15 protein-coding genes are annotated in these 13731 nt (G+C 50.4%); 5 read left to right on the top strand and 10 right to left on the bottom strand.

From position 1 onward, the window contains the following. The first annotated feature begins 12 nt into the window (after window positions 1-12). From pfkA to WBL83_RS16465, 3 genes are all read left to right on the top strand, one after another. Entirely contained in the window at window positions 13-975 is a 963-nt protein-coding gene (gene pfkA / locus WBL83_RS16475) for a 6-phosphofructokinase (protein ID WP_424590166.1), read from the top strand. A 159-nt stretch (window positions 976-1134) separates the two neighbouring features. After that, entirely contained in the window at window positions 1135-2124 is a 990-nt protein-coding gene (locus tag WBL83_RS16470; RefSeq protein ID WP_424590165.1) for a sulfate ABC transporter substrate-binding protein, read from the top strand. A gap of 96 nt (window positions 2125-2220) precedes the next feature. After that, window positions 2221-2979 carry a CDP-diacylglycerol diphosphatase gene (locus WBL83_RS16465; RefSeq protein ID WP_424590223.1) on the top strand — a complete coding sequence of 253 codons (759 nt, stop codon included), beginning with the start codon at window positions 2221-2223 and terminating at the stop codon, window positions 2977-2979. 47 nt (window positions 2980-3026) lie between these two features. Here WBL83_RS16465 and tpiA read toward each other — a convergent pair whose 3' ends face one another. After that, window positions 3027-3794, bottom strand: coding sequence for a triose-phosphate isomerase (gene tpiA / locus WBL83_RS16460; protein WP_424590164.1), 768 nt, complete (start codon window positions 3792-3794; stop codon window positions 3027-3029). A 110-nt stretch (window positions 3795-3904) separates the two neighbouring features. After that, window positions 3905-4504 (bottom strand): YiiQ family protein, encoded by a 600-nt coding sequence (locus WBL83_RS16455; protein WP_424590163.1) that lies wholly within the window; start codon window positions 4502-4504, stop codon window positions 3905-3907. Between the two features lie 114 nt (window positions 4505-4618). Between WBL83_RS16455 and WBL83_RS16450 the strand changes: the two genes are divergently transcribed. Next, window positions 4619-5038 (top strand): DUF805 domain-containing protein, encoded by a 420-nt coding sequence (locus WBL83_RS16450; protein ID WP_034461428.1) that lies wholly within the window; start codon window positions 4619-4621, stop codon window positions 5036-5038. Window positions 5039-5052: 14 nt separating this feature from the next. On the opposite strand, the gene fpr is transcribed toward WBL83_RS16450, so the two are convergent. The 4 genes from fpr to WBL83_RS16430 form a co-directional block, all read right to left on the bottom strand. Beyond that, entirely contained in the window at window positions 5053-5799 is a 747-nt protein-coding gene (fpr, locus tag WBL83_RS16445) for a ferredoxin--NADP(+) reductase (protein ID WP_424590162.1), read from the bottom strand. A gap of 125 nt (window positions 5800-5924) precedes the next feature. After that, window positions 5925-6935: a class II fructose-bisphosphatase gene (gene glpX / locus WBL83_RS16440; RefSeq protein ID WP_424590161.1), complete on the bottom strand. Its 1011-nt coding sequence runs from the start codon at window positions 6933-6935 to the stop codon at window positions 5925-5927. Window positions 6936-7030: 95 nt separating this feature from the next. Beyond that, on the bottom strand, window positions 7031-8545 hold the full coding sequence (gene glpK, locus WBL83_RS16435) for a glycerol kinase GlpK (RefSeq protein ID WP_424590160.1): 1515 nt from the start codon (window positions 8543-8545) through the stop codon (window positions 7031-7033). Between the two features lie 21 nt (window positions 8546-8566). After that, entirely contained in the window at window positions 8567-9418 is an 852-nt protein-coding gene (locus tag WBL83_RS16430; protein ID WP_424590159.1) for an MIP/aquaporin family protein, read from the bottom strand. A 443-nt stretch (window positions 9419-9861) separates the two neighbouring features. Between WBL83_RS16430 and zapB the strand changes: the two genes are divergently transcribed. Then, window positions 9862-10101 (top strand): septal ring assembly protein ZapB, encoded by a 240-nt coding sequence (zapB, locus tag WBL83_RS16425; RefSeq protein ID WP_120066733.1) that lies wholly within the window; start codon window positions 9862-9864, stop codon window positions 10099-10101. A 168-nt stretch (window positions 10102-10269) separates the two neighbouring features. On the opposite strand, the gene rraA is transcribed toward zapB, so the two are convergent. The 4 genes from rraA to hslV form a co-directional block, all read right to left on the bottom strand. Further along, window positions 10270-10755 (bottom strand): ribonuclease E activity regulator RraA, encoded by a 486-nt coding sequence (gene rraA, locus WBL83_RS16420; protein ID WP_424590158.1) that lies wholly within the window; start codon window positions 10753-10755, stop codon window positions 10270-10272. 92 nt (window positions 10756-10847) lie between these two features. Continuing rightward, window positions 10848-11777 carry a 1,4-dihydroxy-2-naphthoate polyprenyltransferase gene (menA, locus tag WBL83_RS16415; RefSeq protein ID WP_424590157.1) on the bottom strand — a complete coding sequence of 310 codons (930 nt, stop codon included), beginning with the start codon at window positions 11775-11777 and terminating at the stop codon, window positions 10848-10850. A gap of 75 nt (window positions 11778-11852) precedes the next feature. Then, window positions 11853-13187 carry an HslU--HslV peptidase ATPase subunit gene (gene hslU / locus WBL83_RS16410; RefSeq protein ID WP_424590156.1) on the bottom strand — a complete coding sequence of 445 codons (1335 nt, stop codon included), beginning with the start codon at window positions 13185-13187 and terminating at the stop codon, window positions 11853-11855. A 9-nt stretch (window positions 13188-13196) separates the two neighbouring features. Next, window positions 13197-13727, bottom strand: a complete 531-nt coding sequence (gene hslV / locus WBL83_RS16405; RefSeq protein WP_064541694.1) for an ATP-dependent protease subunit HslV — start codon at window positions 13725-13727, stop codon at window positions 13197-13199. Between the last annotated feature and the right edge of the window lie 4 nt (window positions 13728-13731).

Genomic DNA, 13731 nt, shown 5'->3' with positions numbered 1-13731 from the left:
TCAGAGGTAGTCATGATCAAAAAAATTGGTGTGTTGACGAGTGGTGGTGATGCGCCGGGTATGAACGCCGCGATTCGTGGTGTTGTCCGTGCAGCATTGTCGGAAGGTCTGGAAGTCGCAGGTATTTATGACGGCTATCTGGGTTTGTATGAAGACCGCATGGTGAATCTGGACCGTTACAGCGTGTCCGACATGATCAACCGTGGTGGTACCTTCCTGGGCTCCGCTCGTTTCCCGGAATTCCGTGATGAGAAAATCCGTGAAGTGGCTATCGAGAACTTAAAAAACCGTGGCATTGATGCTCTGGTTGTTATCGGCGGTGACGGTTCCTATATGGGTGCTAAGCGCCTGACCGAAATGGGTTTCCCATGTATCGGCCTGCCAGGTACCATAGATAACGATATCAAAGGCACCGATTACACCATCGGTTTTTTCACCGCTCTGGAAACAGTCGTAGAAGCAATCGACCGTCTGCGTGACACCTCTTCTTCCCACCAGCGTATTTCAATCGTGGAAGTGATGGGTCGTTACTGTGGTGATCTGACCTTAGCTGCATCCATTGCCGGTGGCTGTGAGTTTGTTGTCTTGCCAGAAGTTGAGTTTAATCGCGAAGACCTGGTTGAAGAAATCAAAGCGGGTATTGCTAAAGGTAAAAAGCACGCAATCGTAGCTATTACTGAGCACATCTGTGATATCGACGAACTGGCCCAATATATTGAGACGGAAACCAAACGCGAAACTCGCGCTACCGTCCTTGGCCATATTCAGCGCGGTGGTTCACCGGTTGCTTACGATCGCATTCTGGCTTCCCGTATGGGTGCTTACTCCATCGAACTGCTGCTGCAAGGCCACGGCGGTCGTTGCGTAGGTATTCAGAATGAGAAACTGGTTCACCATGACATTATTGACGCTATCGAAAACATGAAGCGTCCGTTCAAAGGTGACTGGCTGGATTGCGCGAAGAAACTGTACTAATTCACACGTCGTGAATGATGAAGCCGGGGAAACCCGGCTTTTTGTTGCCTGTTATATGCTCAATAGTTATAGCCAATCTTTTTTTATTCTTTAATGAATGGATAACTTTCTGGCACGCTGCTTTTATCAAATCTGATTTCTGATTAAAGAGAGCGAAAAATGAATAAGTGGGGAGTTGGACTTACATTACTGTTGGCGTCTACAAGTGTATTGGCGAAAGATATTCAATTACTTAATGTCTCTTACGATCCCACTCGCGAACTTTATGACGAGTATAACAAAGCCTTCAGCGCTCACTGGAAACAACAAACCGGTGACAACGTGATTGTTCGCCAGTCGCATGGTGGTTCCGGCAAACAAGCGACATCCGTGATTAACGGTATCGAAGCCGATGTCGTGACCCTGGCACTGGCCTATGATGTGGATGCTATCGCTGAACGTGGTCGTATCGACAAAAACTGGATTAAACGCCTGCCGGATAACTCAGCACCTTACACCTCGACCATCGTTTTCCTGGTACGTAAAGGCAACCCAAAACAAATTCATGACTGGAACGATCTGATTAAACCGGGCGTTTCTGTTATCACTCCAAATCCAAAAAGCTCAGGTGGTGCACGCTGGAACTATCTGGCTGCGTGGGGCTATGCCCTGCATCACAACAATAATGATCAAGCCAAAGCGCAGGATTTCGTGAAAGCGCTGTATAAAAACGTTGAAGTGCTGGATTCAGGTGCTCGCGGTTCAACCAGTACTTTTGTTGAGCGTGGCATCGGTGACGTGCTGATTGCATGGGAAAACGAAGCGTTCCTGGCGACCAATGAGCTGGGTAAAGACAAGTTTGAAATCGTAACGCCAAGTGAGTCGATTCTTGCAGAGCCTACCGTTTCCGTCGTAGACAAAGTGGCAGAGAAGAAAGGCACTCAGAAAGTGGCTGAAGAGTACCTGAAATATCTCTACTCACCGCAAGGGCAGGAAATTGTAGCGAAAAACTACTATCGTCCACGTAATGCCGAAGTGGCGAAGAAATATGAAAACGTCTTCCCTAAACTTAAATTGTTCACCATTGATGAAGAGTTTGGCGGTTGGACGAAAGCGCAGAAAGATCACTTCTCGAATGGTGGTACCTTCGACCAGATTAGTCAGCGTTAATATAATATCGGCCCCGAAAGGGGCCGTTTTGCTTTTGTGACTTTCCCCTTTGCGTTACGCTGAGCAGCCCTCTAAACAGTTCCTGAGGTTTCAATGCTGCGCCGTCGACGCACAATCGTTTTTATTATTCTCTTCTTCGTCGTTGCTGTTGTGGGTGGGTTAAGCCTGCAAAAGCACCTTCATCATCCAGACGCCTTGTGGCGCATCGTCAGCGAACAGTGTGTTCCTCATCAGCGTGATAATCAGAGCTCTGCGCCTTGTGCCAAAGTGGATTTGCAGTCTGGATATGTGCTGCTAAAAGATATCAATGGCCCGCTGCAATACCTGCTGATGCCTACTGCGAAAATAAGCGGCATGGAGAGCCCGGAATTATTGGATGCTAAAACTGCGAATTTCTTATGGCTGGCCTGGCAACAGCGTAACGTGATGAGTGTACGGCGCGGGGCTCAAGTTCCTGACGATGTTATTTCACTCACCATCAACTCCGAGACAGGGCGCTCGCAGAATCAGCTTCATATCCATATTTCATGTTTACGCGCTGATGTGCGTGAACAGCTAAATCAGTACGCGAATACCCTCAACACTGACTGGCAGACCTTCCCGGTATCTCTGGCCGGAAACCCGTACATTGCCAGAAAAGTCACTCCCGCTGAGTTTTCACAACATAGCCCATTTATGATGCTGGCCGCTGAGGTTGCGCAGGCAAGAGAAAACATGGGGCGTTATAGCCTGGCGATGGCGAAACTGAAAGATGGGGAGTGGATAGCGTTGGCGACAGAGCGGAATTTGCTACGTCTCAACCTGGCTTCTGCTGAGCAGCTACAAGATCATGACTGTGGATTGTTGAAAAAATAAAGGCCCTGCCATGACTGGCAGAGCCTTAACATTTCTAAGCGAGAAACTTACGCTTTTTTCGCTTCAGCCGCAGCTTTGACGATAACGGCAAAGGCGTCAGCTTTTAGAGAAGCACCGCCAACCAGCGCGCCGTCGATGTCTGGCTGAGCAAACAGCTCTGCTGCATTTTTGTCGTTTACGGAACCGCCGTACTGGATGATCACTTGCTCTGCCACTTTCGCGTCAGCTTTAGCAATGTGGTCACGAATGAATTTGTGAACAGCCTGAGCTTGAGCAGGAGTGGCCGATTTGCCAGTACCGATTGCCCATACTGGTTCGTAAGCGATAACCACGCCTTCGAAAGCCGCTGCACCCTGAGTTTTCAGCACGGCGTCAATTTGACGTGCGCACACTTCTTCAGTTTTGCCCGCTTCGTTTTCTGCTTCGGTTTCACCGATGCAAAGAACAGGAGTCAGGCCAACTTCTTTCAGGATTGCGAATTTTTTAGCGATCAGTTCATCAGACTCTGCGTGGTAAGTACGACGCTCGGAGTGACCGATGATGATGTATTTAGCGCCTACATCTTTCAGCATTTCTGCAGAAACTTCACCAGTGAATGCGCCAGACAGGTTCAGGTCCACGTTCTGAGCACCAAGAATGATGTGGCTGCCAGATGCGGCGTGTTTAGCCAGATCCAGATACATAGTAGGAGGAGCGATAGCAACGCCACAGCCAGCAACGCCAGCCAGTTCTTTGCGTAAGCCAGCAATCAGCTCGTGTACCATGTGCTTGCTGCCGTTCAGTTTCCAGTTACCCATCACCAAAGGATGTCGCATCTTAATTCTCCACAAGGTCAAACTAATAAAAGAATCGCTGCCATTCAGGGCAGCATGGTCTGTGAAACAGTATAGAGACTCAACAGGCGAAAGGCTTTGCTTTTTGTCATTTATTCGCCGTTGTTAAGTGTTTCAGATAGCGTCAGCTTAATCGGTTCAACAGCGAAGGTAAGCCCCTTTTCACCGTTGTCTGCGACAACATAGCGAATAGCGCCATCGGTTTGCGCGTAATAACGTTTATTCTTGCCATTACTGAGCAGTTTAGTGAGTTTTGCCACGCTCTGCGCCTTGGAAAGCGAGGGCGTAAAGGTGCGGATCAGCGCAGCCATATACTCTGTCGCTTTTGCCCGTGCGGCTTTTTGCTCAGGCCCTTGAATCGGTAACCACGTTATCTGAATAGATTTTATTTTCAGCGTACCGCGCTCAAGCGCAGTAGAGGTGTAGAGGTTTTCGTTGATTTTACTGGCGGCGCGCATCAGGTTCACTTCATCGGCATTGGAGTCGATGGCCCGGAACTCATTGATGGGCAGCGTCGGGTTTTCGGTGTTGAATTTTTCCCGAAACTGCGTGATGTTCATGTCGAACGTGGGAGCGCCTGCCAATAAATAGGGAGCGGCTTGTAGCGTTGAGGCGGAATCTGAAGGCGGATCAGCCCAAACCACCGCGACGGGTAGTGTCAGTAAAGCCAGAGCTGCGACCAGATGTCTCATCGACAAATTCTCCTTTGAATTCAGCTTTCCGATTAAATCGGCATTCCGTTGGCTTGTCAAAACCCATCATAGCTGGGGTACACTACGGCGCTAAACAATAAAATGGACCTTACCATGACCATACAGCAATGGCTGTTCTCTTTTAACGGGCGTATAGGGCGCCGTGATTTCTGGATTTGGATTGGCGTCTGGTTAGTCGCGCTGATCATTCTCTTCACCCTCGCGGGTGCTGAAATCATGCCTTATTCAACCGCCGGCTTCTTTCTCTCGGGTTCATTGATACCGACAGCTGCTGTGATTGTGAAACGTCTGCATGACCGAAATAAGAAAGGCTGGTGGGCGCTGCTGTTTATTCCTGCGTGGTTGCTGCTTGCAGGTAACTGGGAAACTTTCGGAACTTTAGCACAGTGGGGACTTGGCCGTTTCATCCCGACACTGATTTTGGTTATGGTTATCATGGATCTGGGCGCGTTTGTTGGCACCCAGGGTGAAAACCGGTTTGGTAAAGATACTAGCGAAGTAAAGTACCGCTAACGTCATTTCTCCGCTTACCAGTAGTGTTCTGCAGTCATATGGCCCGGTCGACGACGTAGATGTTTGGTCATCTGCCGGGTATCTTTCAGCAACTGCTGCGTATCACGCACCATCTGCGGGTTTCCGCACAACATCACATGGCTGGTTTCGATGTTCATCGGCAGGCCAACTGCCGCTTCAAGCTCACCGCTTTCGATAAGTGCAGGCACGCGCCCGGTTAATGAACCTGCAATGGTTTCCCGGCTAACTACCGTCTGAATCCGCAATTTTCCTTCATATTGTTGCTGAAGTTGCTGCATTAACGGCAGATAACTTAGGTCCTTCGCATAGCGTACCGCATGCAGCAAAACGATATTCTCAAAACGCTCGAGCCCTTTGCCTTCCTGCAAGATAGATAGATACGGGCCAAGTGCGGTTCCCGTCGCAAGCATCCACAAGGTCTGGCAATCCGGGACTTCATCCAGCACGAAGAATCCCGCTGCTTCGCTCACCAGCATAATTTCATCGCCTGGTTGCAGAGCATGCAGACGTGGGCTGAGTTTACCTTCAGGTACGGTGACCAGATAAAACTCGAGATTCGGATCGCCCGGTGCATTGACGTAGGAATACGCGCGCTGAACGCGTTCCCCGTCAATTTCCATCCCAAGCTTGGTAAATTGCCCTGCGGTGAAAGGGGCGACAGGCGCATGAACAGTGAGACTAAAAAGAGCGTCAGTCCAGTTTTCAATCTTGATGACTTTACCGTTGACCCATTCCGCCATGATGTTCTCCTTATACCGTCTTACTTCAAGCCGCAGGTGCGTTGTATTTGTCCTATCTTCACCAGAAAAGTGAGAGATTTCCAGCCGGTTAACGCTGGAAAGCTCAATCAGACAAACGAGGGGGCTTACAGAATATGGGTCTGTACGTCCTGGTCTTTACGGTCGAGATAGTGAATAGATTTGATTCGGCGAATGGTGCGAGATTTACCGCGAATCAGCAGCGTTTCAGTGGTCGCCATATTCCCTTTGCGCGTGATCCCTTCCAGCAAATCGCCTTTGGTGATACCGGTTGCCGAGAAAATCACGTTGTCGTTGCGCGCCATATCATCGAGCTTCAACACCACGCCTGCTTCAATGCCCATTGCTGTGCAACGTGCAATCTCTTGCTCACCGATACGACGGTTTTCTTCGTTGTCACCTTTCACATGGTGACGAGCCACCAGGCGGCCATGCATATCGCCGTCCAGGGCGCGAATAACCGCTGCGGAAATCACGCCTTCAGGTGCGCCGCCAATGCCGTACATCACGTCCACTTCGCTATCCGGCATGCAGGTCAAAATAGAGGCCGCAACATCACCGTCAGGAATGGCAAATACGCGCACTCCGAGTTTTTGCATCTCGGCAATGACGGCATCGTGGCGAGGTTTGGCAAGAATAGTGACGGTGAGTTCGCTAAGCGGTTTATTGAGTGCTACAGCGACGTTATAGAGGTTTTCAGCCAGCGGAAGATTCAGGTCGATTATGCCTTTAGCACCTGGGCCAACAATCAGCTTTTCCATGTACATGTCGGGGGCGTTCAGGAAGCTGCCTTTATCACCCACCGCCAGCACCGCCAGCGCGTTTGCCTGACCCATCGCTGTCATACGGGTGCCTTCAATCGGGTCAACGGCGATATCGACCGCGTCGCCCTGGCCGGTACCGACTTTTTCACCAATGTAGAGCATTGGCGCTTCGTCGATTTCCCCTTCGCCAATCACAATCTGGCCGTCAATATTGACCTGATTGAGCACGATACGCATTGCGTGAACGGCGGCGCCATCCGCAATATTTTTATCGCCACGTCCTAACCATTTATAACCCGCAAGCGCTGCAGCTTCGGTTACACGGGAAAATTCAATCGCCAGTTCTCGTCTCATTGCACACTCATTTCGCAAGCCTAATTGCGACCGAGTTTAGCACAGGAGGGGATGGGTGATCCCCTCTCCTGGGGGAGAGGGGTTGGGGGAGGGGATTAACTTTCTTCGTGATCTTCCCAGTCCAAAGCACGTTTAACGGCTTTCTTCCATCCTGCGTAACGGTAGTTACGTTCGGTAGTTTCGATACCCGGACGGAACTCTTTTTCGATAACGGCTTTTTCGCTGACTTCATCCAGATTTTGCCAGAAGCCAACGGCCAGGCCTGCCAGATACGCGGCACCTAATGCTGTCACTTCGCGCACTTCAGGACGCTCAACGCGGGTACCCAAAATGTCCGCCTGGAACTGCATCAGGAAGTTATTCGCCACCGCGCCGCCATCAACACGCAAGGCGTGCAAACGAATGTCAGCATCGGCCTGCATCGCTTCCAGAACATCACGGGTTTGATAAGCGATGGACTCAAGCGTTGCGCGGATAATGTGGTTAGCATTCACGCCACGTGTCAGTCCGAAAATGGCACCACGGGCATACGGGTCCCAATATGGCGCACCAAGACCGGTAAAGGCCGGGACGACATATACGCCGTTGGTATCTTTGACTTTAGTGGCAAAGTATTCAGAATCCGTTGCATCGCTTATCAGTTTCATTTCATCGCGTAGCCACTGGATAGAAGCGCCGCCCATGAATACTGCACCTTCCAGCGCATAATTCACTTCGCCGCGTGGGCCACAAGCAATGGTAGTCAGCAAACCGTGAGTGGATTTCACCGCCTGCGTGCCGGTATTCATCAGCATAAAGCAGCCTGTACCGTAGGTATTTTTAGCCATCCCTTCTTTGACGCACAGTTGGCCAAACAGCGCGGCCTGCTGGTCACCGGCGATCCCGGCGATAGGAATACGCGTGCCGCCTTTACCACCGATGTTGGTCTGGCCATACACTTCTGAGGATTTGCGCACTTCCGGCAGCATAGCGCGTGGAATATCCAGCGCTTCCAGCATGCGGTCATCCCAGTCGAGATCGTGGATGTTAAACAGCATGGTACGTGAGGCGTTGGTATAATCGGTAACGTGCACGCGGCCCTGAGTCATTTTCCAGATTAGCCACGTATCGACGGTACCGAACAGCAGTTCACCACGGCGAGCACGTTCACGCGAACCTTCAACATGGTCAAGGATCCACTTCACTTTGGTACCCGAGAAGTACGGGTCAACCACCAGGCCAGTGGCGGATTTAATGTACTCTTCCAGGCCGTCGCGTTTGAGTTGCTCGCAGATTTCTGCGGTACGACGACACTGCCAGACGATGGCGTTATAAATCGGTTTTCCGGTCTCTTTTTCCCAGACAATCGCGGTTTCACGTTGGTTAGTGATACCAATGGCGGCAATTTGGTCTGAGTTGATGTCCGCTTTCGCCAGCACTTCTACCAGTGTGGAGCTTTGAGTGGCCCAAATCTCCATCGGATCATGTTCTACCCATCCTGCTTTTGGGTAGATTTGCTGAAATTCGCGCTGTGACACGCTGACGACGTTAGCATCGTGATCCAGGACGACGGCGCGAGAGCTGGTGGTGCCTTGATCAAGTGCGACGATGTATTTTTTTTCGTGGGTCATAATTTTGTCCTGAAGTCAGTCTTACAAAGAAGCATTTTGCTGCGTGGAGGTACTGGATTTCTCTTCCTCTTCCACACAAACATCACAAGGTAAATGGCGGCCAATAAGCTTACGGTAGCCAAACGCACCTAACGCAGCACCCACTATCGGGCCAAATACCGGAACCAGGAAGTAAGGGATATCGCGACCACCTGTAAAGGCGACGTCGCCCCACCCGGCAAACCAGGCGAACAGTTTCGGGCCAAAGTCACGCGCAGGGTTCATGGCAAATCCGGTCAATGGTCCCATCGATGCACCGATAACCGCAATCAACAAACCAATCAACAAGGGGGCTAACGGGCCACGAGGAACACCGTTGCCATCATCCGTCAGCGCCAGAATAAGACCCATCAAAATAGCGGTAATCACCATTTCTACTGCGAATGCCTGCACCAGATTAATGTGCGGGTTTGGATACGTTGAGAAGATCCCCGCCAGGTCCAGACTTTCTACGCTACCGCGCACTATGTGATGGGTCTGCTCGTAATCGAGGAATAAATTGTAATACAGGCCATAAACCAAAGCTGCGGCGCAAAATGCACCTGCAACTTGCGACACAATAAATGGCACGACTTTGCGTTTATCAAAACAGGCGAACAGCCATAATGCGATGGTCACCGCTGGATTAAGATGAGCGCCGGAAACCCCTGCGGTAAGGTAGATAGCCATCGCCACCCCTAAACCCCAGATAATACTAATTTCCCACTGTCCGAAGCTGGCACCTGCCACTTTTAAGGCGGCGACACATCCTACACCGAAGAAAATCAACAACGCGGTACCCATGAACTCGGCGATGCACTGACCTTTCAAGGTTGATGGAGCTGTCTGACTCATAATAGGGTCCTGAAGGCAAAATTAATGATTATTGTTTGTTCGGGCTTCCCTGCCGCGCAGGTGCCATGTAGGCATAGTGTTAATTTATCGTTAACGAACATAAACGAGAAATATCGAGCTTTAAATTTGCGTGTCACGTCATAAAAATGAGCGATCTCGCGCCAATTTGTGCGCATTATCACCCAGGGAAGAGTTCGCAGATGTTCGCTGAACATATTAATGCGTTAACAAATAGTGATTTTTACCCGCGCCGTCATTCGGCATATGCCGAAAAACGTTATGTTACGCAAAGAGCGCTTGAACTCGCTGGACACGGGTACTCACGCTACTTACAATCGAGACACGCTGCGTGGTGCGCATATATTCATAAGGTGTCTTCGGGGAATATCCGGGACGGGGATTTAGACATCCATCAACGCCTTGCAATTCAGGAGAGGTTCGAAATGTCATTTGAAGTGTTTGAGAAACTGGAAGCAAAAGTACAGCAGGCGATTGATACCATTACCCTGCTGCAAATGGAAATCGAAGAGCTGAAAGAGACTAACAACAATCTGTCTCAACAAGTTCAGCATTCTCAGAGCAATCATGAAGAATTAGTACGCGAAAACAATTCTCTGAAAGAACAACAGCATGTTTGGCAGGATCGTTTACACGCTCTGCTGGGTAAGATGGAAGAAGTGTAATACCCGTCATAGTTCAAGCCGCAGAGGCGTTGGCTGCATTCGCTCACCCCAGTCACTTACTTTAGTAAGCTTCTGGGGATTCACTCAATTGCCGCCTACCTGCAACTTGAATTATTTAGGGTATTGATCGAAAAGAAAAAGAACGGGCGCCTAAGGGCGCCCGTTTTGTTATTCGATATCGAGGGGATCTTCAGAAAGGATAATACCGGTGTTATCGGCATACAGATGGTCGCCGGAGAAAAATGTCACGCCACCAAAGTTCACGCGGATATCGCTTTCGCCAACACCCACACCTGCGGAACCCACAGGAATGGCGGCAATCGCCTGGATACCAATATCCAGTTCTTCCAGGTCATCAACCTGACGCACGGCGCCGTATACCACGAGGCCTTCCCACTCGTTTTGAGCCGCCAGACGGGCAAGTTCTGCATCAATCAACGCACGGCGTACAGAGCCACCGCCATCAATCACCAGAACGCGGCCACGGCCATTTTGTTCGAGCAGATCATACAACAATCCGTTGTCCTCGAAACATTTAACCGTGATGATTTGCCCGCCAAAGGACGACCGCCCACCGAAGTTGGAAAATAGCGGTTCAACGACGTTGACATCTTCCTGGTAGATGTCGCAAAGCTCGGAAGTATCATATTTCATAGGATTAGGGTTCTGTTGCTGCACGAGTTGTCAGTATATCGCTTAATGTTAACTGTTGGCAAAATCATCAATTGTTAATTGATATTTGTCAGCTAAAACGACACCGTACTTAGCACAACTCCTACCGCAAACAACAGGTTAGTGAGCAATGCAGCTTTTACCGTGCGTTCAAGCATTGGACGCATCGCCAGCGGATCTGTTTCGCGTAATACATACAGCGTTTGCTTAATCAGCAACGGTGCGGCCAACACAAACAGCCATCCCCACAGACTTTGCAACCAGACCAGATTAAACAGCGCAAGGCACGCCAGAGCGCCTACCAACAAGCAGGCATGGTAGCGACGAGCCAACACCGGCCCAAGGCGCACAGCCAGCGTGTTTTTACCGTTCTCACGGTCACTGTCGATATCACGTAAATTGTTGATATTGAGCACCGCCGTTGCGAGTAATCCGCACGCGGTCGCAGGGAAGAACACTAATGGCGCGAGAGAATGCGCCTGCAAATACCAGGTTCCCGCCACACTCAGCCAGCCAAAAAAGACCAGCACGGAAATATCGCCAAGCCCCATGTAACCATATGGACGCGTACCAACGGTGTAGGTAATGGCGGCGATGATGGCCAACAAACCCAGCGCCAGGAATCCAAGGAAATCGGCCAGCGTGCGGCAAGCGACGGCGACCAAAGCAAGGCCAGATAAGCAAATCAACACCACGGTAATAATCAGCGCCTTTTTCATTTGCGCCTGAGTAATCACCCCTTTCTGCATCCCGCGTAGTGGCCCGATGCGGTCTTCTTTATCGCTGCCTTTTACCGCATCGCCGTAGTCATTGGCCAGGTTAGAGAGGATTTGAAGTAGCCCCGCAGTCAGCAACGCCAGTAAAGCAATGGCTGGATTAAACACGCCTTGCCAGAAAGCCAACGCCGATCCGCAGACGATTGAAGCAAATGCCAGGGGTAAGGTGCGTGGACGCAAGCTTTCAAGCCAGGCCTGAGTGGTGCTTACAGAGTGCGATTCGCTCATAAGTCTCTCTGTTAGATATAAAAAATGGAGGGCATAAGCCCTCCATTTGAAATGAAGAAAATACGTTGAGCGGGATTATAGGATAAAACGGCTCAAGTCTTCATCTGCTACCAACTCATCCAGATGCTTACTCACATATTCGGCATCAATCAGGATGGATTGGCCGCTCAGGTCGCTGGCATCATAAGAGATGTCTTCAACCAGGCGTTCGAGTACCGTGTGCAGACGACGTGCACCGATGTTTTCAGTGGACTCGTTCACCTGCCATGCGGCTTCAGCGATACGACGAATACCGTCAGCGGTGAAGTCGATAGTCACGCCTTCCGTGCCCATCAGCGCTTTGTACTGCACGGTAATAGACGCATTTGGCTCAGTCAGAATGCGTTCGAAATCTTCAACGGTCAGCGCCTGCAATTCCACACGAATTGGCAGACGACCCTGCAATTCAGGGATCAGGTCTGACGGGCTTGCCACCTGGAACGCGCCCGAGGCGATAAACAGGATGTGGTCAGTTTTGACCATACCGTGTTTAGTCGAAACGGTGCAGCCTTCAACCAGTGGCAGCAAATCACGCTGCACGCCTTCACGAGACACATCCGGGCCGGAGCTGTTGCCGCCGCGCTTACAGATTTTATCGATCTCATCGATAAACACGATGCCGTGTTGCTCAACGGCATCAATCGCGTCTTGCTTCAGTTCTTCAGGGTTCACCAGTTTTGCGGCTTCTTCTTCAATTAGAAGTTTCATCGCATCTTTGATTTTCAATTTGCGTGGTTTTTGCTTCTGGCCGCCGAGGTTCTGGAACATAGACTGCAACTGGCTGGTCATTTCTTCCATGCCAGGAGGAGCCATGATCTCAACGCCCATCGGTGCCGCAGCAAGATCGATTTCAATTTCTTTATCGTCTAACTGGCCTTCACGTAATTTTTTACGGAAAGACTGACGCGCTGCAGAAGGCTCTTGTGGTGCTTCAGCCTGGCCCCAGTTGTTTTTCGCTGGTGGCAGCAGAACATCAAGAATACGCTCTTCAGCCATTTCTTCGGCACGGAAGCGATTTTTGTCGATGGATTGCAGACGAACCATTTTCATCGCGGAATCAGTCAGATCGCGGATGATAGAATCCACTTCTTTACCTACATAACCCACTTCGGTGAATTTGGTAGCTTCTACTTTGATGAACGGCGCGTTAGCGAGTTTTGCCAGACGACGAGCAATTTCGGTTTTACCAACACCCGTCGGGCCGATCATCAGAATGTTTTTTGGCGTAACTTCATGACGCAGCTCTTCATCAAGCTGCATACGGCGCCAGCGGTTACGCAGCGCAATCGCCACGGAACGCTTGGCATTGTCCTGGCCAATAATGTGTTTGTTCAGTTCGCTGACAATTTCGCGTGGGGTCATTTCAGACATGGGGATTCCTTACGCCTTAGACGCTAATTCTTCAATAGTATGGAAATGGTTGGTGTAGATGCAGATATCACCGGCGATCCCCAGCGATTTCTCTACGATGTCACGAGCACCCAGTTCGGTGTTATCAAGCAATGCGCGCGCAGCTGCCTGGGCATAAGGACCACCTGAACCAATAGCAATCAGGTCATCTTCTGGTTGGATAACGTCGCCATTACCGGTGATGATAAGCGAAGCATTTTCATCGGCGACAGCCAGCAGAGCTTCAAGTTTGCGCAGCATACGGTCGGTACGCCAGTCTTTTGCCAGTTCAACCGCGGCTTTCACCAAATGACCCTGGTGCATTTCAAGCTTGCGTTCAAAGAGTTCAAACAGGGTAAAGGCATCTGCGGTACCGCCAGCAAAACCGGCAATCACTTTGTCGTTATACAAACGACGCACTTTTTTGACGTTGCCTTTCATCACGGTATTGCCAAGCGTGGCCTGACCATCACCACCGATTACGACATGGCCGTTGCGGCGTACACTTACTATTGTTGTCACGAGC

Origin of the sequence: Buttiauxella sp. (genome assembly GCF_049686335.1) — a bacterium.
In the GTDB taxonomy this organism is placed as follows: Bacteria; Pseudomonadota; Gammaproteobacteria; order Enterobacterales; family Enterobacteriaceae; genus Buttiauxella.
The sequence above is the reverse complement of the archived record's forward strand: the minus strand, read 5'-3'. Positions and strand labels throughout refer to the sequence as shown.